Annotated in this window: 22 protein-coding genes; 1 reads left to right on the top strand and 21 read right to left on the bottom strand. The window is 31.7% G+C overall.

From position 1 onward, the window contains the following. Positions 1-138: 138 nt before the first annotated feature. The 20 genes from IDG63_RS04175 to ccpN form a co-directional block, all read right to left on the bottom strand. On the bottom strand, positions 139-762 hold the full coding sequence (locus tag IDG63_RS04175) for an MBL fold metallo-hydrolase (protein ID WP_001223008.1): 624 nt from the start codon (positions 760-762) through the stop codon (positions 139-141). Further along, the gene (locus IDG63_RS04170; RefSeq protein WP_001018871.1) at positions 759-1,088 is read right to left on the bottom strand and encodes an MTH1187 family thiamine-binding protein; all 330 of its coding nucleotides are present in this window, start codon (positions 1,086-1,088) and stop codon (positions 759-761) included. The genes IDG63_RS04175 and IDG63_RS04170 overlap by 4 nt, the downstream gene beginning before the upstream one ends. Beyond that, complete coding sequence (locus tag IDG63_RS04165) at positions 1,088-2,074, bottom strand: ROK family glucokinase (RefSeq protein WP_000161314.1); 987 nt, start codon at positions 2,072-2,074, stop codon at positions 1,088-1,090. Before IDG63_RS04165 ends, IDG63_RS04170 begins: the two co-directional genes overlap by 1 nt. Beyond that, positions 2,071-2,274: a YqgQ family protein gene (locus tag IDG63_RS04160; RefSeq protein ID WP_000078677.1), complete on the bottom strand. Its 204-nt coding sequence runs from the start codon at positions 2,272-2,274 to the stop codon at positions 2,071-2,073. Before IDG63_RS04160 ends, IDG63_RS04165 begins: the two co-directional genes overlap by 4 nt. After that, on the bottom strand, positions 2,255-3,718 hold the full coding sequence (locus IDG63_RS04155; RefSeq protein ID WP_001017867.1) for a rhomboid family protein: 1,464 nt from the start codon (positions 3,716-3,718) through the stop codon (positions 2,255-2,257). The genes IDG63_RS04160 and IDG63_RS04155 overlap by 20 nt, the downstream gene beginning before the upstream one ends. An 11-nt stretch (positions 3,719-3,729) precedes the next feature. After that, the gene (locus IDG63_RS04150) at positions 3,730-4,269 is read right to left on the bottom strand and encodes a 5-formyltetrahydrofolate cyclo-ligase (protein ID WP_000164546.1); all 540 of its coding nucleotides are present in this window, start codon (positions 4,267-4,269) and stop codon (positions 3,730-3,732) included. 208 nt (positions 4,270-4,477) lie between these two features. After that, positions 4,478-4,627 (bottom strand): 50S ribosomal protein L33, encoded by a 150-nt coding sequence (rpmG, locus tag IDG63_RS04145; RefSeq protein ID WP_001265709.1) that lies wholly within the window; start codon positions 4,625-4,627, stop codon positions 4,478-4,480. A gap of 112 nt (positions 4,628-4,739) precedes the next feature. Further along, on the bottom strand, positions 4,740-6,815 hold the full coding sequence (locus IDG63_RS04140) for a peptidoglycan D,D-transpeptidase FtsI family protein (RefSeq protein ID WP_000919772.1): 2,076 nt from the start codon (positions 6,813-6,815) through the stop codon (positions 4,740-4,742). 120 nt (positions 6,816-6,935) lie between these two features. Then, complete coding sequence (locus IDG63_RS04135) at positions 6,936-7,535, bottom strand: superoxide dismutase (protein WP_000863556.1); 600 nt, start codon at positions 7,533-7,535, stop codon at positions 6,936-6,938. 275 nt (positions 7,536-7,810) lie between these two features. Further along, the gene (locus IDG63_RS04130; protein WP_001095260.1) at positions 7,811-8,221 is read right to left on the bottom strand and encodes a Fur family transcriptional regulator; all 411 of its coding nucleotides are present in this window, start codon (positions 8,219-8,221) and stop codon (positions 7,811-7,813) included. Beyond that, positions 8,208-9,071, bottom strand: a complete 864-nt coding sequence (locus IDG63_RS04125; RefSeq protein WP_000564316.1) for a metal ABC transporter permease — start codon at positions 9,069-9,071, stop codon at positions 8,208-8,210. The genes IDG63_RS04130 and IDG63_RS04125 overlap by 14 nt, the downstream gene beginning before the upstream one ends. A 41-nt stretch (positions 9,072-9,112) precedes the next feature. Next, a complete protein-coding gene (locus tag IDG63_RS04120) occupies positions 9,113-9,898 on the bottom strand; it encodes a metal ABC transporter ATP-binding protein (RefSeq protein ID WP_001213908.1) in 786 nt (261 codons plus the stop codon). 125 nt (positions 9,899-10,023) lie between these two features. Beyond that, complete coding sequence (locus IDG63_RS04115; protein ID WP_000924220.1) at positions 10,024-10,914, bottom strand: deoxyribonuclease IV; 891 nt, start codon at positions 10,912-10,914, stop codon at positions 10,024-10,026. A gap of 9 nt (positions 10,915-10,923) precedes the next feature. Continuing rightward, positions 10,924-12,270, bottom strand: coding sequence for a DEAD/DEAH box helicase (locus tag IDG63_RS04110; protein ID WP_001062183.1), 1,347 nt, complete (start codon positions 12,268-12,270; stop codon positions 10,924-10,926). 113 nt (positions 12,271-12,383) lie between these two features. Next, positions 12,384-13,484 carry a Nif3-like dinuclear metal center hexameric protein gene (locus IDG63_RS04105; RefSeq protein ID WP_000683933.1) on the bottom strand — a complete coding sequence of 367 codons (1,101 nt, stop codon included), beginning with the start codon at positions 13,482-13,484 and terminating at the stop codon, positions 12,384-12,386. A gap of 2 nt (positions 13,485-13,486) precedes the next feature. Then, positions 13,487-14,164 (bottom strand): TrmK family tRNA methyltransferase, encoded by a 678-nt coding sequence (locus IDG63_RS04100; protein ID WP_000624583.1) that lies wholly within the window; start codon positions 14,162-14,164, stop codon positions 13,487-13,489. 130 nt (positions 14,165-14,294) lie between these two features. Further along, the gene (gene rpoD, locus IDG63_RS04095) at positions 14,295-15,401 is read right to left on the bottom strand and encodes an RNA polymerase sigma factor RpoD (RefSeq protein ID WP_001283055.1); all 1,107 of its coding nucleotides are present in this window, start codon (positions 15,399-15,401) and stop codon (positions 14,295-14,297) included. Positions 15,402-15,624: 223 nt separating this feature from the next. Further along, positions 15,625-17,442 carry a DNA primase gene (gene dnaG / locus IDG63_RS04090; protein ID WP_001217252.1) on the bottom strand — a complete coding sequence of 606 codons (1,818 nt, stop codon included), beginning with the start codon at positions 17,440-17,442 and terminating at the stop codon, positions 15,625-15,627. Between the two features lie 60 nt (positions 17,443-17,502). Beyond that, on the bottom strand, positions 17,503-18,321 hold the full coding sequence (locus IDG63_RS04085) for a pyruvate, water dikinase regulatory protein (RefSeq protein ID WP_000411298.1): 819 nt from the start codon (positions 18,319-18,321) through the stop codon (positions 17,503-17,505). Positions 18,322-18,331: 10 nt separating this feature from the next. After that, positions 18,332-18,955, bottom strand: coding sequence for a transcriptional regulator CcpN (gene ccpN, locus IDG63_RS04080; protein ID WP_001794939.1), 624 nt, complete (start codon positions 18,953-18,955; stop codon positions 18,332-18,334). A 334-nt stretch (positions 18,956-19,289) separates the two neighbouring features. On the opposite strand from ccpN, the gene IDG63_RS04075 reads away from it, so the two are divergent. Further along, positions 19,290-20,681 carry a glycine--tRNA ligase gene (locus IDG63_RS04075; RefSeq protein WP_001030080.1) on the top strand — a complete coding sequence of 464 codons (1,392 nt, stop codon included), beginning with the start codon at positions 19,290-19,292 and terminating at the stop codon, positions 20,679-20,681. Between the two features lie 150 nt (positions 20,682-20,831). On the opposite strand, the gene recO is transcribed toward IDG63_RS04075, so the two are convergent. After that, positions 20,832-21,578 carry a DNA repair protein RecO gene (gene recO, locus IDG63_RS04070; protein WP_001557361.1) on the bottom strand — a complete coding sequence of 249 codons (747 nt, stop codon included), beginning with the start codon at positions 21,576-21,578 and terminating at the stop codon, positions 20,832-20,834. Positions 21,579-21,581 lie beyond the last annotated feature (3 nt).

Genomic DNA, 21,581 nt, shown 5'->3' with positions numbered 1-21,581 from the left:
GGCACCCTAGGAAAGCGAAGCCATTCAATACGAAGTATTGTATAAATAGAGAACAGCAGTAAGATATTTTCTAATTGAAAATTATCTTACTGCTGTTTTTTTAGGGATTTATGTCCCAGCCTCTTTTATTACTTCAATTTAACCGTGTAAAAATGGATTTAATTGTTCATCATCAACCGTCGTATATGGACCATGTCCAGGGAATAAAGGTAAATCGCCTTCTAATTCAAATATTTTATCTTGAATAGAATCAACTAGCGTTTCATAATCACCTTTATATAAATCTGTACGTCCGATTCCATTATTAAATAATGTATCTCCAACAACTGCGAATTCATCGAACACATATGTTAAACTTCCTGGTGAATGTCCAGGTGTGTGTAACACATTAAACTTAAATCCTTCTATTTCTGTGCTACCTTCGTTTAACTTTTCAGGAGTTACCTTACTTGTAATAATTGGTAATCCATATTGCTTAAATTTATCTGCCCCATTTTTAACGGGATCTTTTAGAAAATCAAACTCTGCTTCATGCATATAAACCGGGACATCGAATCGATCAACTATATCATCGACTGCTCCGATATGATCAAAGTGTGCATGTGTTAATAAAATAGCTTTTAACGGTTTATTTATTTGGTTTAATTTTTTAATAATTTTTTCACTTTCACCTGAAGGGTCAATCAGAATAACAGCTTTGTCATTTTCGATGAAATACGTATTAGTATCAACTAAGCCTAAAGTTAAGCTTGAAATCCTCATAGGTTTTCACCACTATTTTCTAAATGTTTTTGTACTGATGTTAGTTTATCATTCATTTTTCTAGATTTGTCTCGTCGGTCATCAATACGGATATTTGTACAAACTCTACTTAAACCTTTATCAAAAGGTAATTCATGTATCACTTGCACAACTTCTAATACATCGCTTAATTCACCTTCAATTAGAGTATTCATTGGTGTTAATTGAAAATCAATTTTACCCATTGCTTTATATTCTTGAAGTTTTTTCTGAATATCTGCAATATATTTACTAACACTCGGACCTTCCGTTCCAACTGGAATAACAACCACATCAACAATAGCCATTATTTTACCCCCTCTTTATCTAATACATAGGTCTTGATTAATCCTGCTGCTCCTGTAATACCTGCATCATTACCTAATTTCGCTTGTACAATTTCAGTTTCAAATTGAGCAGGTGCAAATGTTAAATTATGATATTCTGTTTTAATATTTTCAATTAAAATAGGTCCTGCAGTAGACATTCCTCCACCTAGAACGATATATTTCGGATTACTTGTAACACTAATAATACTACATAAATATCCAATATAGTTTGCAACCTTTTCAGTAATGAAAATACAGAATTGGTCACCAGCTTTTGCCGCATCAAAAACAGCTTTTGCTGTAACCTTATTTTCTTTAATCAATTCTAATATAGAAGATCTAAACGTCAACTTCGGATAGTAGAAGTTAACTAAGTTAACAACGCCTGTCGCTGAAGCAACTGTTTCAATACATCCAGAACGACCACAATTACATTTAAATCGTTGATCGAAGTCTGCTCTAAAATGACCTATTTCTGCGCCAGAGCCATTATGACCATGTACGATTTCACCATTTGAAATAATTCCTCCACCTAGACCTGTACCAAGTGTGATGGCAACAACATCATCGGCACCTTCACCAGCACCTTTGTGTTTCTCCCCTAAAGCAGCTATGTTAGCATCATTATCTACATACACTGGACAATCAACGAATTGTTCAAAAATCTCACGTACATTAACTTTTTCTGGCCAATATAAGTTTACTGCTCCATTTACTGTACCTTTTTCAAAGTCAACAGGACCTGGTACACCAATACCTACGCCAAGTACATTTGAAAAATTATAATTATTTTCATTTACTTTTTCAACAAACGAATCATAAATTCCTTTCAAAAGTGTATATCCTGTACTATCAGATGTATCAGTGTGAATAGACCATTTATGTAATTGTTCTAATTCAGGTGTGAAAATACCTAATTTACAAGTCGTCCCGCCTACATCAGCTGCTAAAATAATTTTTGTCATTTCTGTTCATTCCTTCTCTGATTAATTATCAACGTACATTTCAAATATTCTTCCTTAGATAACAGTTCATATTGATACAATGATGAAATCTCCTGTTGAATCATTTCGTACATATCTTCTGGATTTTTAAAATATATTAGAAATCCGTAACTTTTCAATAACTGTTGTACATCATAAAAGTTATTTATTTTTTGACTCATTTGATTTAGTCAACTCTTTTTCTAAGTTAATATAATCTGTATTTTTAGGGTCTGCATTTAATGCTTTACGCACATATTTTAATGCTTTTTCATCATCATTTAATGAACGATTTGCTATCGCTAACTCAAAATTTAATAAACCTGATTTAGGAAACATTCTAAGTCCTCGCTCCCATTCTGTCATACCTTCAGACTTAGAATTGATAGTAGCCATAATCATACCACTTAAATAATATGTTTGATCATCGGCATAATTTTTATTTATTGTCTGCTTCACAATATTTTGAGCATTATCATAATTACCACTAGTCATATCATCTTTGATCAATTTATTATAAATATTATCTTCTTTAATTGTAAAAATTCTAATTTGAAGTGCAATAAATATAACAAGCATACCAATTAGTAAAATCCAAAAAATATTACGATTCACTTTATAGTAATAGCCAATTAAAGTTATTAATAAACCACCAATGAATCCTCCAATATGCGCCACAATATTTATATTTGACATAAACAGAGAAACACCAACTAATATCACTAATGCAATTAATAACTGTCCTAACATTTTTTTGTTAAATGTTTTTGAAACATACATCATCGCAAAAATTGATCCAATCAGACCAAATATAGCACCACTAGCCCCAACTGAAATTGTAGTCGTATTAAATGATAGTGATACAAAGTTTCCAAACAACCCTGCAATAAAGTATACAGTTAACATCCGCCATGAACCAATAATTGCTTCGACTATTTTACCAAAAATAAATAATGAAAGCATATTCATAAGTATATGTTCAAAACTAAAATGTAAAAACATCGATGTAACAATTCGATACCATTCACCATGTACGACATTAAAATGCACTAACCCGCCAACATCTAATAATTTTACATCCGAAAAATTATTTAAATATAAAATCATACATAACCATATTAAGACATTTACAAATATTATTGTGTATGTTGCCGGTGAAAATTTCTGCATATATTTATCTAAAAAGTTATCGGTTAATACTTTGCGTTTATAGAACATATATGTCTTTTTATCATTATCTTCTGAAATAAGTCTAGCCAAAAATATATTCGGCATATGCTTTATCAAATCTTTTGTGTGTCTTATAACATTGAATTTAATTCTAATTGGCGAAACTTCATTTAATTGTTCTTCTGAAAATTCCGATTCTGTAAAATAATAAAATTCAAAACTTTGTGGTTCGAAAGAAATAAAATTTGCTATTTCATCTTTGTGTTCAAGCACTTTCGCTTTGTCAAAACGTATTTCTTGGGTAGACTTGATATGTTGTTTAAAAATGACTACTTGTTTTTTTCTTTTATGGGCTAACCAAATTTCTTGGTCATCTTTTTCCCTACTGACAATATCAAAATTCAAGTACCTAATCCAATAATATATTGTTTTCCAAAATTGTTTGTCTATGTTCATTTAGTCCTCCACTATGCTGATTGATATATAATCAATTTATCGACTGGTTGATCGAATGATTCCGGTTCAAATGATGTTATTTGAAAATCGTATAATAAGCTTATTGTCTTTGTCTGATAATTAGCTAAAAACCTGTCGTAATAGCCACCACCATACCCAATTCTATATCCATCGTCTTGAAATCCAACACCAGGAACAACAATTAAATCTAGGTTATTCGTTGTTTCACCTTTTGAAGTTGGATAGTAAATCCCCTTATTATCGACATCAATATCTTTGAGATTAAATATTTCTTTAAAAGTCATTTGATGATTTAAATAATCCATTTTCGGTACAAAAATACGTTTATGATCCATTAAGGCTTGTTCAATAATAGAAAAAGTATCTACTTCATGATTAAAAGAAAGAACTAGCGCAATTGCGTTTGCTTCTTTGTATTCTTCAGTTGCAAAAAATTGATTTCTTAACCATGTGTCTGCTTTTCGCTTTTCAGCTTTATTAAAATTCTTCATTTTATGTAAAATGTATTTTCTAATCTCATTTTTAGTCACATTATCACCCACTTTATTCAATTCTATTATATCGTTAATAACAATACATGTCATTATGTTGTCATGATGAATTATGCGACAATTCTAAAATTTATTATTTCAATTGAAAATCTTTTATCATTTCATACGTGTGCATAATTAAAAAGGTGAAACCTCTTATTTTGAGATTTCACCTTTTTTATTGTTAATTTAAATTTAATTTTAATGATTATTTTGTTTCACGGTGTAAAGTTTGTTTGTTTTCACGTGAACAGAATTTCTTCATTTCAACACGTTCTGGATTATTTCTTTTGTTCTTAGTTGTAATGTAGTTTCTGTCACCACATTCCGTACAAGCTAAAGTTACGTTTACGCGCATGGTTATTCCTCCTTATCATTTCTAAATACGACTTTATTATTATACCAACATCTATAATATTTGCAAAGTTAAAATTTTACAACCATGCGCTACACAATCGTCAGGTTAAATTTTATTTGTCTTTGTCTTTATTTTTATCATCTTTACCTAACTGCTTAAAGTAGTAGTTAATTACATCTCTACCTAAGTCTCCACCTGTTAACCATGGTGGTGGTACAGGCTGATTTGTATATACAATTGAAAACGCTAATTTTGGATCATCAATTGGCGCGTATCCTATATAAGTAGAGTTAACTCTTGGCTCTCCGTTTTGGAACACTTCAGCGGTACCCGTTTTACCAGCAGTAGGTACTACTGTATCTTTAAAACTAACATATCCAGTACCATCTTTATCATTAAATGCCATTTTGAATCCTTCTTGAATTTGTTTGATTTCCTTTTCAGTATTATTAACCTTGTTCAAGACAGTGCCATTAATTTTCTTCTTGAGTGGACCAACCTCATCTTTATTAGTTGATTCATGAATCGTTAATCCAATGTGTGGCTGTATTCTATAACCATCATTCGCTATAGTTGAAACATATTGTGATAATTGTAATGGTGTATAGGTATCATATTGACCAATTGATAAATCTAGATAATTACCTGGATTATTTGTTAATGGTTCGATTTGACCTCTTGTTTCATTTGGTAAATCTATCCCTGTTTTCACACCTAAGCCTACTTGATTTAATCCTCTTCTTAGCTTTTGGGCAGGTGAACTTATGTCTGAAGGTAAAGCCATACCAGAATAATAAGGGTCTCCCGCTAATTTTAATGCTGTTTTAAACATATATACGTTTGATGAATGCATCAAAGCTTGCTTATCATTAATAGTTACATGCCCGTTTTTATTGAAGTATGATCGTTTTGTCAAACCACCTTGGAAATGTAATGGTTCATCGACCATTGTTTCTCCAACTTTGATAGCTTTATTCTGATAACCAGCTAATAATGTTCCACCTTTTACAGAAGATCCAACCGCAAATTGAGAAGTAAACGTACCAATGTCATAATCAGTCATTTTACCACTCTTATTAATCTGCTTTCCGGCAAGCGCAAGAATGTCTCCATTTTTAGGATTTTGTACAACCATCATTGCATTATCCATATCTTTGGCACCTTGACTGCGAAGCTTCTTAATTTGTTTATCTAATAATGCTTCTACTTCTTTTTGAAGATCTATATCGATCGTTAATTTCAAATCTTGACCGCGAGCGCCAGGATTTAACACTTCTGAAGATGTAACTTTACCAGATTTGTCCGTTGTGTATTTCATTTCTTTCTTCTTACCACGCAATACATCTTCATATTGATATTCTAGGTAAGATTTTCCAACACGATCATTGCGTGAATATCCTTTGGATAAGTAATGTTCTGTCAATTCTTTTGGAATACCTTCAGCAGGTGTCGATACATCTCCGAATATACCTCTTAAAGTATCGCCATATGGATATTTTCTATCCCAATCCATAGACGTGTTAACACCTGGTAATTTGGAAAGTTGCTGAGAAACTGCTGCATACTCTTTTTCACTGACATCTTCATTTTTTATCATTTGTGGATCTAAAACTGTTCCTGCATTCATCTCTCGAAAAATAGCTAAAACTTGTAAATCTTTAGAAGACAATTCATCTAATTGTGATTTTCCGATTTTCGATAACAGTTGTTTATCATATTGATCTTGTTTAATACTTCCATCTGCTAACATAGCTTGTTCTTTTGTCATCATTGCTTTTGCTTTTTTAGGATGCAACTGAATCCAGAAATCTTTCTTATCACGTTCTGTAATTTTCTTAGTATCCATCTTGATTAGCTTTGATAACTTTTCAGCCGTATCCAACATTTCCGATTGTGTTGTTTTTCGACCCCTAGTATATGTAATAGCCATTTTAGAAGCATTATCAACTAAAACTTTGCCATTTCTGTCTAAAATACGACCTCTTGGCACAGACTCATTCACTGTAATGTTTTCATCATTTTTTATAATTTGTTTATAATGTGAGCCTTGTGCGATTTGTAAATAACCTAAACGTAGTACTAGTACTGCAAAAATAAATACAATCACACCAAATATAAAGTTAATTCTCTTGTTAATTGTATTTTGAACGATTTCATCATTTGATTTTTCTTTTAGTCTTTTTAACAAAACTACCTACCTCTATTCAAAGTCTTTCACTTTAAATCATATATGAATTTAGAAATTATTTCTATCTTTTTGACAAAAAAATAACGGTCTCATTTAAGAGACCGAACAAGTAATCATACTTTATTTTGTTGCATTATATAATTCGTCAACTTTTTCCCAGTTAACTACATTCCAAAATGCGCCAATGTAGTCAGGGCGTTTGTTTTGATATTTTAGGTAATAAGCGTGTTCCCATACGTCTAAACCTAAAATAGGTGTTTTACCCTCAGTTAATGGATTATCTTGGTTTGGTGTAGTCACAATTTCTAACTGGCCATTGTTTACGACTAACCAAGCCCAACCTGAACCAAAGCGTGCAGCTGCTTTGTCAGCAAATTCTTTTTTAAATTCTTCTAAAGAACCCCATTGTTCTTTAATTTTTTCTACTACAGTACCTTTTTCTTCTGAGTTTGGTGAAAGTAACTCCCAGAATAATGAATGGTTTAAATGTCCACCGCCATTATTACGTACAGCAGTTTGGATGTTAGCTGGTACACTGTCTAAATTAGCAACAATTTCTTCAATAGATTTAGATTCTAAATCTGTACCTTCTACTGCAGCATTTAATTTCGTAACATACGTGTTATGATGTCTGTCATGGTGAATTTCCATAGTTTCTTTGTCAAAATGTGGTTCTAATGCATCAAATGCGTATGGTAATTTTGGTAATTCAAAAGCCATAAATAATCATCCTCCTAAAATGTCTGTAAGTAAATAATAACAAGCAGTGACTGGTTCAACAAAGAATTTGCTTAAATTCTACTACTTATTATTTTCTCTACTCATTTAATATAACTCAAATCAAAAATAATTAAACATTTTGTATATAAAAAGTTAACAGATTTGCCATAAAATCATACGAACGGAGTATGAAATGAACCTTTATCTTCTATAATTTAAAAAATGAGATTTATGCATACATCTGACCAAATGTGCATAAATCTCATTTCTTTATATTAATCTTGGCAAGACTCACATACACCATAAACTTCAAGTTTGTGTTTGTGAATATTAACACCAGGTAGTGATAACTTTATCTGATCTATTGGACAATAATCTATTACCTTTGTATCTCCACACTTTTCACAGATAAAATGATGATGATGATGGTTTGTACAAGCGATTCTAAACTTCATTTCACCATCAAGTTCTGTATTTTCAATAATCCCTAAATCTTTAAATAAGTGCAGGTTTCTATATATTGTGTCGAATGAAATTCCAGGATAATTTTCATCCATAACTTGCTGTATATACTTTGCGTTTATATACTTATCTTCTTCGACAAAAATATCTAACATATCTTTACGTTTATCTGTATATTTTAAACCGTTCTCTTTTAAAATTTTAATAGCATCATTTGTATTCATTGATATTAGCTCCCTTTTTAAACTTCATTCGCATTTTCTGATAAGCCATTGTAATCATAAGTAAAATAACAAGTAGAACTACAATTACACCACCCGGAGAAATGTCCATATAGAAAGCTAGGACTAAGCCTAATATTACTGATAATTCACCTAAAAATACACTTAGTAATATCAATTGCTTAAAACTTTTTGTTATTCGCATACTTATTGCAATTGGTAACGTGATTAACGCACTTACTAACAGTATCCCTACAACACGCATTGAGGCAGAAATAACCATCGCTACAATAACAATAAATAAAAATTGAATCCATTTAGGAATGCCAATGACTTTACTATATTCCTCATCAAATGACAATATAAATAATTCTTTATAAAACAATGTAATAAACAGAACAACTATGATGGCAATGACAATAATCGTTGTTAAATCACTTATATTCACTGCGCTTATTGAGCCAAATAGCAATCCAACAATTTCTTGATTGAACCCATCAGCTAATGAAATGAAGATTGCACTCAAGGCGATACCAGCACTCATTATAATTGGAATAGCAATTTCTTGGTAAGCAGTGTATGACGTTCTTAATTTTTCAATTAGAAGCGCACCTACTATTGCGAATAAGATTCCAAACCACATTGGATTAATAAATACTAGTGTTGGCATAATAGTAAGTAAAAACATACCGAAGGATATACCACCTAAAGTTACATGACTTAGAGCATCAGCTATAAGTGATAGTCGTCTAACAACGATAAAAGCACCGATTAGAGGCGCAATAAAACCTATCAAGATACCACTAATTAAAGAGTACCTCATAAAATCAAAATTCAATAATGCATCTATCAATTGTGACACGCCTTTCCATTTTAAATAAACTCAAATCTTTATTAATTACAACATTCTCGATTATGCTGATGATCGACAAAACGTACAGGATGTCCATAAATTTTTGAAATTTCAACTTCATCAAGTGATTTAAACTCATCAGTTGTACCATGGAAATGCAAATGCTTATTTAAACATGCTACTTCAGTAGCAGTATCTGCTACAACACCGATATCATGAGTAACTAAGATAATGGTGATACCTTCTTGTTTTAATTGATCTAAAGTATTATAAAATTCACTTACATGTTTTGCATCAATACCATTCGTTGGTTCATCAAGTACTAATACTGCAGGTTCTGAAATCAATGCTCGGGCAATCATTACACGTTGTTGTTGACCACCTGATAATTCTGCTATATTTTTATGAATTAAATCACTTATATTCAGTCTTTCTAGTACTTTAATCACTTTTTCATTATCTTTGCTATTAAATGTTTGGAAAAGACGTTTTGTCTTTGTTAATCCGCTTAAAACAACTTCTTTAACACTTGCTGGGAAACCTGAATTAAAGGCATTTGCTTTTTGTGATACATAGCTTAATTTAATTGATGTTTTCTTATTTTTAAAATCAATACCTTCAACAAAAATCTCACCACTTTGTAAAGGTAATAACCCTAGAATCAACTTCAATAATGTTGATTTACCAGCACCATTTGGTCCAACAATCGCTAAAAATTCACCTTTATTTATTTTAATGTTTATATTTTCTAACACTTTTTTATGATCATAGTAGTAATTGACATTTTTCAATTCAAAGACTGGTGTCATCGTATTCTCACCTCGCATTCAACTATACAACTCCTAGTAACATATGTAAACAGTAATGTTTACGACTCAAAATTAGACAAAATAAAGAGATATGCCCCCTTCAAGTTTTATTTATCGCATTTCTTGAAGAGAGCATTATCATTTTATTGTTGCATAACCTTATTTTTTAATTCTGGGTCAAATTGCTGTTGTTTTAACATTTCAATTTCAAGTTTATATGGCGGTTTTTTATTTTTCTTATCTTCACCAACATAAGGTGTTTCTAAGATTTTCGGAATATCTTTAAAACTATCATGATGCACAATGTAATTTAATGCATCAAAACCAATGTAACCGAAGCCAATATTTTCATGTCGGTCTTTTTGAGCGCCACGGTCATTTTTAGAATCATTGACATGAACAACTTTGATTCTGTCGACTCCAATAATTTTATCAAATTCATTTAATACGCCATCAAAGTCCTCTTTCACATTATATCCAGCATCATGCGTATGACATGTATCAAAACATACTGATAAACGTTCGTTATTATGAACTCCATCAATAATACGTGCTAACTCTTCAAACGAGCGACCAATCTCTGTACCTTTACCTGCCATCGTTTCAAGCGCAATACGTACATTATTGTCATTCGTTAAAACTTCATTTAATCCTTCAATAATCTTATTAATTCCGGCATCAACACCAGCTCCAACATGCGCACCTGGATGTAATACAATATCTTTAGCGCCTATAGCTTGCGTTCTTTCAATTTCTTGTTGCAAGAAATCTACACCAAGATTAAACGTTTCTGGTTTGGTTGTATTTGCAATATTAATGATGTATGGTGCATGAACAACAATATTAGATAAGCCATATTTTTCCATCACTTCATGACCTTTAGTTATATTTAAATCTTCAATACTTTTACGGCGCGTGTTTTGAGGTGCACCAGTATAAATCATAAATGTTGTTTCACCATATTCATACGCTTCTATAGCAGAACCTTCTAACATCTTTTTACCACTCATTGAAACATGTGATCCTAATAACATAAAACACACCTAACCTTTTTTGTTTTGCTTACGTTTTTGTCTATTTTGCTGCTTACTAAATTGTTTACGCTCTTGACGTTTCATTTTTTCAACTTCTTGTTTAAATTTCTTCTTATAACCTGGTTTAACTTTGTTTTTAATTTTACTTCGAACTTTGTTCTTCACTTGATTAGTTAAATGGTCATCTTTGCGCATTCTTGCTTGACGCTGATTGTGCGCTTTAACTTCTTTTAACTCACCATCTTTAATATCAACAGTATTGAATACAAAACCGCGATCTTCTATTAATGAAATATTGTGTTCTTCATCAGGACTATAAAGCGTAATTGCTACACCTTTATAATTCCCACGACCAGTTCGTCCAACTCTATGCGTAAAGAAGTCAATATCATTTGGCACATCAAAATTGATGACATGACTAACACCTTCAATATCAATACCACGAGATGCTAAATCGCTGGCAATAACGTATTGGAATTCTAAATTACGTATACGTTTCATTTGTTGTTTACGTTCACGTGGCGTTAAACCACCATGAATCATACCAACTTTAATACCAGCTTCATTTAGTGAACGTGCTAAATCATTTGCATTATCTCTACTATTACAGAAAATAATACATAAGTATGGATTTAGTATATCAATTAAATTTAAAGTTTTTTCAACTTTAGCTGCACCTTTAGTAGGTATTAAAAAGAATTCGATGTTCTTTTTATTTTGTTTTTTACTGTCGACAGCTACATATTCTGGATGACTTAAATATTTATTTAAAAATGGTTGTAACTGTTGTGGAATTGTAGCACTAAACACCGCAATATTTGCATTATCTTCCAATCTTGAAGCAATGTAATCTACATCTTCAATTAATCCTAAGTCAATCATAAGATCCGCTTCATCAATAACTAAATATGATGCTAAGTGCACATGTAAATGTCCCGTTTTAGCTAAGTCATTAATTCTAGTAGGGGTGCCTATAATCAATTGTGGTTGTGCATTACAACGTTGTCTATCTTTCTCTATATCTGTACCACCAATAAAAACTTTAACTGAAACACCAGCTTTAAATTGGCTTAAATGGTTCGCTGCATCGTATAGTTGTTGTGCAAGTTCTCTTGTTGGTGCAACTACGATTGCTTGTGGTTCTTTTATTTCACTATCAATTAACTGCATTAATGGTAATAAAAATGCATGAGATTTCCCTGTACCCGTTTGAGATTGACCAATTAAATTTGTTCTCTTTAGTATTCTTGGAATAATTCGATTCTGAATTTCAGTTGGTTTTTCAAAATTAAGGTCTTTCACAGCGTCAATTAAACTAGATTCTAGATTAAATTGTTCGAATGGATGTTTTGCCATGATTTGGCCTCCTTATATGTTCATCTTTACTATTATAAAGTATAAATGTGCTATTTTAAATAAAAATATTAAAACCTCGAAATTTCAAAATTTAGAAATCCCGAGATTTTAGTTTAAATATATTGAAATGGATCTGTATTAATTGTAGATGCTTCAACATCTATATTTATTTTTTCTGTATTGAACCAATTCATTAGTAACGTTTTTAAACCTTCTTTCATCACATATTCGCTGTAATGATTAATATCAATTAAATTCACACCATGAATTTTAGCATCTAAGGCATCATGATGTTTAATATCACCTGTAACAAAGACATCTGCGCCTTGTTGGACAGCTTGATATTCATATCCAATACCTGAACCACCAATAATTGCAATACGTTTAATTTTCTGATTAGACTCACCAACAAAACGGACACTTGGGATATTTAATTTAGATTTAATATCAGCTGCGAAATCTTCCAATGTCATTTGATTATCCACTTCTGCCATAACGCCAAGTCCATAAAGGGATGTTTGTTTTATCTCAATAAAATCAAATACCGGTGTTTCATATGGATGGTATTGTTTAATTAATTGCTCAGCCCTTGACTTTTGATATGCATCTATCATAAATTCAATTTTAACTTCATCTACATATTCAATTTTATCAATTTGTCCTATTGTTGGATTAGCTTCACCAACTGGTTTGAATTGCCCTCTTCCTTCACTTTCAAAGAAACAATATTCATAATTACCTTCTTGCGCTAATCCATTTTCACTAAGCTTATCTTTAAATGGTCCAACATTATCCTTAGGTATATATGTTTGAACTTTATAGTATACATCTTGTTGATTATTTATTATTGAAATGTTCTTCAAACCCATCGCCTTCGCCAACATCATATTGACACCATACGGATTTACATCTAAATTTGTATGCATCGCTATTAAATTAATGTCATGTTGAATTAGTTTTCTAATGATCAAACCATAACCATTAGCTTTTAATGATGTTACGCCTTTAAAGATTAGAGGATGATGACTAATAATAGTATTATAACCTTTTTCGATTGCTTCATTTACTACTTCCAACGTACAGTCTAATGCTGTTAAAACACCAGTAACTTCAACATCTTCATCACCTATTAACAATCCTACATTATCCCAAGATTCAGCAGTACTAAATGGCACATGATGATCTAACAATGTCATTAAATCAGCTATTTTCATTACTATAACACCCTTTCAATTACAGCAATTTCGTCATTAATTTGAGCTAAACGTTGATGATGTTGTTCAGTATTGAGTTTCGATTTAATATGATAAAGTGCTTCTAACTCTCTTTGCCATTTTTTTATAAAATATTCATTTTTGTTGTTCAGCAATTTTGGTCCGAATTTCAATTCATCAGATGATAGCTCTATTAATTGTGTAGAATGTTCTGCTACAACAATTTCATAAATATGGCCTTTTTCTTCCATTATTATTTCATCAATTATTTCATAATTCAATTGTTGTAATGTTTGTCTTAAATTTTCAGTTTGGATATTACTTTGTAAAATCAACCTTGGATGTTGACTTAACTTATCTTGCCCATCTTTTAAAATTTTAGCAATAAGTGGTCCGCCCATACCACAAATTGTGATATTATCGATTACGTCCTCAGGTTGAATAACACTTAAGCCATCCCCTAAACGTACATCAATTCTATCTACTAATTGGTTTGCAGCTACATTTTTTACAGCAGCTTGAAAAGGGCCTTGAATAACTTCTCCAGCAATACCGCATTCGCATAAATGGTTTTGAATTGCATAGATTGGCAAATAAGCATGATCTGAGCCAATATCCGCGATTGTACCTTGTTTTAAAAATCGACTTACCGTCGTTAATCGGTTATTTAACGAAATCATTTTATTCTCCTTTATGAAAAAAGAGGTTGAACATTATTCAATGTACCAACCTCACTCAAGTTAAATCTTAATCTAAAAATAAATAAGCGCTTATTCATGTCTTGGTATCAATCATTAAAATTGATATAAATTAATCCATAAAGTCTTTCAAACGTTTACTACGACTTGGATGTCTTAATTTTCTAAGTGCTTTTGCTTCAATTTGTCGAATACGTTCACGTGTAACACCGAAAACTTTACCAACTTCTTCAAGTGTTCTTGTTCTGCCGTCATCAAGACCAAATCTTAATCGTAATACATTTTCTTCTCTATCAGTTAATGTATCAAGCACATCTTCTAATTGCTCTTTTAATAATTCATAAGCAGCATGATCTGAAGGACTTTGTGCTTCCTGATCCTCAATAAAGTCTCCTAAATGACTATCATCTTCTTCACCAATTGGCGTTTCTAATGAAACAGGTTCTTGCGCAATTTTTAAAATTTCACGAACTTTTTCTGCTGGTAAATCCATTTCTTCACCAATTTCTTCTGGTGCTGGATCTCGACCTAAGTCCTGTAATAATTGACGTTGAACACGAATTAATTTATTAATTGTTTCTACCATATGCACAGGGATACGAATCGTACGTGCTTGGTCAGCAATTGCACGAGTGATTGCTTGTCTAATCCACCATGTTGCATATGTTGAAAACTTAAATCCTTTGTTAAAGTCAAATTTTTCAACAGCTTTAATAAGACCCATATTACCTTCTTGGATTAAATCAAGGAATAACATACCACGACCTACGTATCTTTTAGCAATACTTACAACTAAACGTAAGTTCGCTTCTGCTAGTCTTGATTTTGCTACTTCATCACCTTGTTCAATACGTTTGGCTAATTCGATTTCTTCTTGTGCACTTAATAAGTTAACACGCCCAATTTCTTTAAGGTACATACGAACTGGGTCATTTATTTTAACACCTGGAGGGGCACTAAGATCACTTGGATTCAGTTTCTCGTCAGTATCTGAACTATCTTTTTCATTAACTAGTGAAATATCATTATCATTTAATTGATCAAAGAAATCATCCATTTGATCAGAGTCGATATCAAAATTCTGAAGTTTTTCAGCAATTTCTTCATGACTTAAATGACCCTCTTTTTTACCCTTTTCAATTAATTGCTTCTTAACATCTTCTAATGTTAATGTCGGATCAATTGTTTGTTTTTTAATTTTAACTGTGTTATCAGACATGAAACGGCCTCCCGATTTTAAATATGAACATTCGAAATTTATTCAATATTGCTATTTTAAACTAAATTCTTAATTAATTCATCCATATTTTTAATTTTATTTTACAAATTGGAACTAATCCCAATATTTATTTTTCAATAGTGTTGTTTAAATGCGGTAACTATCATTTACCCTTATACATTTTGACATAATCATTATTCGTATTATTCTTTAAAATCACATGCTACATGCGTTCTTTATTCTTAGCAACAATTTGCTGTAAATAGTATTTTTGTAATTCTACATCGCCAATCCTTGTAGCTTCCCTTAATTTATGATTCAATGACTCAATTGTTTCTTGTCCTTTTTCATTAATAACATTGACATAATCATCAATTTCATTTTCATATGGTTCGTCATTCAAATTATATTGTTCTAAGCTAATTAGTGTTTCTCTCAACTCATTTGAATTAACATACTGCACAGCATCACTGATATTATATTGATCATTTTCCGCATAAAAATCATGTAAGACTTCGAATACATATTTAAAATGCTGATTTGTGAAGTTATCCTTATCAACACTTTCATAATAATTTAAAAATGTATCTTTATCTCTCATTAAATGTTTTAAAAATGCTCGCTCCGCTTTTTCTTGACGGCTCAAATTGTCAAATTGTGCCATACCAATTGGCTCAGGTTCAATATAACCGCCATACTCATCATAACCGCCATACTCATCATCTGGATAATAATTGGCTGGTGCTTGATTGAATTGTATTTCGTTAGCTAATTGCTCAGGACTAACATTGAAAAATGGTGCAACATCATTTAAAGCCTTTTGTTGCAAAATCGATGATTTCATAAGCGAAATATCATGACTTAGTTCTTTCAAATAACGTTCATATGAAAGGTCATTATGTGCAATTTCATCTTTTAATATACTCACTTTATAATGTGCAAATGACTTTTTGTCATTTTTTACAAAAGCAGTAAATGCGTCGTTGCCATACTTACCAATGTATTCATCCGGATCCATGCCTGATGGCAATTGTATAACAAATACATTTAGCCCTTGCTGTAATAAATGTTGACCTGTTTTAAGTGTTGCTTCACTACCCGCAAAATCCCCATCAAACATTAATGTTATATTTGATGTTAACTTTCGTATAAAAGTAATATGTTCATCTGACAACTGTGTCCCCATTGTTGCAACAACGTTTTTCAAGCCAGCAGTATCAGATTTTATAACATCCATAAAACCTTCTAGTAATACGATTTCATCTAATTTTCTAATTGATTTACGCGCTTTATCTAAGTTGTATAACAACTTTCTTTTTTGAAAGATAGGTGTTTCAGGACTATTTAGGTATTTTGGTTCTTGACCGGTATATGTTCGACCTGAATATCCAACAATTCTTCCTTGCGCATTTTTCAAAGGAAACATAATACGATTTCGAAATCTATCGTAATAACTGAAATTTTCTTCGTTACGTGATAATAATCCGGCTTCATATGCTAATTCAATATCGTAACCCTTTTTTTGAAGAAAATCATGACAAAAATGTGAGCTATCGGGTGCAAAGCCAATGCCTCGCTCTTTAATAAGCGCATCTGTAAAACCACGTTCTTGTAAGTATGTTAATGCTTGTTCGCCTTCGACTGTCTTTGTTAAAGCGTAATAATAAAATTCTTGTATTAACTCATGCATTTCAATCATTTGTAAATCATCAGAAGCAATTTGAACATTTGAGTTAGATTGTGTTGCCTCAATATCTACAGCAACATTAACTCTATCACCTAATTCTTTAACCGCTTCAACAAATGATATGTCTTTAATTTCTTGAGTAAATTGAAAAACATTGCCACCTTTTTTACAACCAAAACAATGACAGATTTGTTTATCTTCAGAAACTGTAAATGAAGGTGTCTTTTCATCATGAAAAGGACACAAACCTATATAATTGCGTCCTCTCTTTTCTAGTTTTACATATTCACTTACCAAGTCTAAAATGTCGGTTTTATCTTTTATTTCATTAATGATCGATTGATCTATTCGCAAATTAAATCACCTATTAAGCATTAGTTATACTATTATACCTAATTTTTGACAAAAATGAAATCATTTCGATTTATTTTGTTCAATATAATGGATTATATCGTTTGCTGTTTCTTCGATTGCTTTTTGAGAAACATCAATGACAGGACATCCAATTTCACTTACGATTTCTTCAAAGTAATTCAATTCTTCTTGGATTCGAGCTTCTGTTGCATAACGAGCTGTGTCACCTAGTCCCAATTGTTTTAATCGCTCTTTTCTAATGCGATTTAATTTTTCTTCACTTATTTTAAGTGCGATACATTTCTTTGGATCAATATCATATAAGCCATCTGGCGGTGTCACTTCTGGTACAATCGGTACATTCATAACTTTGTAACTTTTATGCGCTAAATACTGGGATAATGGTGTCTTTGAAGTTCTCGAAATACCAAGTAAAACAATATCAGCTTTAGGTAATCCTTTAGGATCTTTACCATCATCGTATTTAACTGCAAACTCTATCGCATCAATTTTCTTGAAATATGCATCATCTAATCTATGAACGATACCTGGCTCATTATAAGGTTTTTCTTCAACCGATGCTGATAATAAATCCATTAATGGCCCCATGATATCGACGGACTTCAATTGGAATTCTGCTACTTTCTCACTCATATATTGCTTCATTTCAGGTTTAATAAGTGTATAAACAATGATAGCATTTGTATCTTTTGCAACTTGAATCACTTCATCAACATCTTCAAAAGATTCAATATATGGATATCTTAATAATTCATTTTTACATTGCTTAGGATTAAATTGTGAAATACCTGCCCTAGCAACTAACTCTGCCGTTTCACCTATAGAATCTGAAGCTACGATAATTTTAATTTTTTCCATTACTTCTCACCTATTCTTTATATAATGCTACTAATAACTTAGCTATTGTTGTTTTGGAAATTCTTCCAATTACTTCATACTTTTGATTATCTTTTTTTCTTACAATTGGAATCGAATCAATTTCTTTTTCAATCATTCTATCTGCTGCGTATATGACTAATTCGCTTTCCTCTAAATAAGTGACATTAGGCATACGTGTCATATTTACACTAATAGGTACTGTATGAATATCTGCTCCAATCATTGAAGCTCTTAATAAATCTTTTCTTGAACACACACCAACAAAATCGTTATCTTCATTAATAATAAATAATGTACTTACATCTTCTAAAAAAATTGTACAAATAGCGTCATAAACTGTTGTATTCTCTCTTAACACAACAGGTTGAGACATATAGTCCTTAACCTCAAATTGTCGAAGTTTTTCATTAAAAAATTTACCTTTTGATTTACCTGAATAATAATATCCAACTCGGGGACGCGCTTCTAAAAAACCTGACATTGTTAATATCGCTAAATCTGGTCTGAGCGTTGCTCTTGTTAAATTCAACTTATCTGCTATTTGTTCACCAGTAATGGGTCCTTGAGTTTTAACAATTTCGATGATTCGTTCTTGTCTTTGACTGAGTTCTATAGGTCTTCACCCCTTTTTTATTCACTTATTATTATACCGATATTTCTTTCATGTCACAAACACATTAATTTTACTTGCCTTTAAATAATCTATCAATTAGAATAAACGTACAGCGAGTTAAGGATAGTGTAAGCTTAACAATAAGATTGGCGCAACGAATCATTTTAAAATAAAAGCGAGTGACTACACTAATTTGGGTGGAACCGCGGGTTAAATACGTAACTTATTTTGTATTATATACAATTTAAAATATTAACTCGTCCCATGGAAGTAAAGCATATTTACTATGCTGTTATTTTCCATGGGGCGTTTTCATGTATGAGGAGAGGTAATTATGGCAAAAGATATGGATACAATTGTTTCATTAGCAAAACACAGAGGTTTTGTGTTCCCTGGTAGTGATATTTACGGTGGTTTATCAAACACATGGGATTATGGTCCTTTAGGTGTTGAATTAAAGAATAATGTTAAAAAAGCTTGGTGGCAAAAATTCATTACACAATCACCGTTTAACGTTGGTATCGACGCTGCAATCTTAATGAATCCAAAAGTATGGGAAGCTTCAGGACACTTAAACAACTTCAACGACCCAATGATTGATAATAAAGATAGTAAAATTCGATATCGCGCTGATAAATTAATTGAAGATTATATGCAAGATGTTAAAGGTGATGAAAACTTCATTGCCGATGGTTTAAGTTTTGAACAAATGAAAAAAATTATTGACGATGAAGGTATTGTTTGTCCTGTAAGTAAAACTGCTAACTGGACTGAAATTCGCCAATTCAATTTAATGTTTAAAACATTCCAAGGTGTAACTGAAGATTCTACAAATGAAATTTTCTTACGTCCTGAAACAGCACAAGGTATTTTTGTAAACTATAAAAACGTGCAACGTTCAATGCGTAAAAAATTACCATTTGGTATCGGTCAAATTGGTAAATCATTCCGTAATGAAATCACTCCAGGTAACTTCATTTTCAGAACAAGAGAATTTGAACAAATGGAACTTGAATTCTTCTGTAAACCTGGAGAAGAAATCGAATGGCAAAATTATTGGAAAACTTTTGCAAGTGACTGGTTAACAAGCTTAAATATGAGCAGTGAAAATATGCGTTTACGTGATCATGATGAAGATGAATTATCTCATTACTCAAATGCAACAACTGATATTGAATATAAATTCCCATTTGGTTGGGGTGAGTTATGGGGTATCGCAAGTCGTACAGACTTCGACTTACGTAAACATGCTGAACACTCTGGTGAAGATTTCAGATACCATGATCCAGAAACGAACGAAAAATATATTCCATATTGTATCGAGCCATCACTTGGTGCAGATCGTGTAACATTAGCTTTCTTATGTGATGCATATGATGAAGAAGGCGTTGAAGGTAGTAAAGATGCACGTACAGTTTTACACTTCCATCCTGCATTAGCACCATATAAAGCAGCGATTTTACCTTTAAGTAAGAAATTATCTGGCGAAGCGATTAAGATTTTTGAGCAATTAAGTTCTAAATTCTCAATCGATTTCGATGAATCACAATCTATCGGTAAAAGATACCGTCGTCAAGATGAAATCGGTACACCTTATTGTGTAACATTCGACTTTGATTCATTAGAAGATAATCAAGTTACAGTACGTGACAGAGATTCAATGGAACAAGTTCGTATGCCAATCTCAGAGTTAGAAGCTTTCTTAACTGAAAAAACAAAATTCTAATTAAAAAGACTCTCCACCATATGTGGTGGCTATATAATTTATAAAAAGAGATACTGGTTAGTAAAATTGCCAGTATCTCTTTTCTATTCGAAAAAGGTATTCAAATAAACACATCTATGTGGCTACTTGAATACCTTTTATTATTTTATGTTATTGTTCCAATCTTTTTAATTGGTTGATTAGTTTCTGACTTTTAAAAAACATACCTGCATATTCACGATATAACATTAAAATGATATCTGACATTTCATCAATAATTTCTTGATGGATATTCAATGAATTCATTTTATCTATTGGTAATTTTTGTAATACATCTAATAAATATAGCGTTTTATTCGATAATATAACTGCATGTACATCTTTAGAAGCCTCTTGCCTTGAAATCGCACCGTCAAACTTAAAACTATAACCTATTAAATCTGCTTGTGTGTCATTACCACTCACAGCACAGCGATTAAATGATGCGGTAAAACCAAATCGTTTCATGCACTTTAACATAACTACGACTGACATTAACTGTGCAGATGTACCTGATTCTATTTTTTCAAGAACAAATTGTAATAATTGATAGTTATATGGTGCAATGTCACCTTCATCCATTGAGCGCTCAATAGTTTCAGCTGCCAGAGAGGCATAACTGCTTACGTAAAGGTCCATTTGTAATTTATAATGTTGACTAATAACATCTACAGAATTTAACGTTCCCATACCTCGCCACTGATTGTAAATAAACAAACCATAAACAAACAATTGCGTTTGCGCTTGTAAACCCGTCTTAACTTTTTTAGCACGCCTTGCCATAAGTGGTACTTTTGCACCATGCTCATTTAAAATCGTGATAATTTTATCAGATTCACCATAATCAACTGCTTTGATGATAATCCCTTTTTGGCGCATTAA

Source organism: Staphylococcus sp. EG-SA-14 (assembly GCF_017151935.1).
GTDB classification, from domain to species: Bacteria; Bacillota; Bacilli; order Staphylococcales; family Staphylococcaceae; genus Staphylococcus; species Staphylococcus aureus.
Note: the sequence above shows the minus strand (reverse complement) of the source record. Positions and strands in the feature narration are given on the sequence as shown.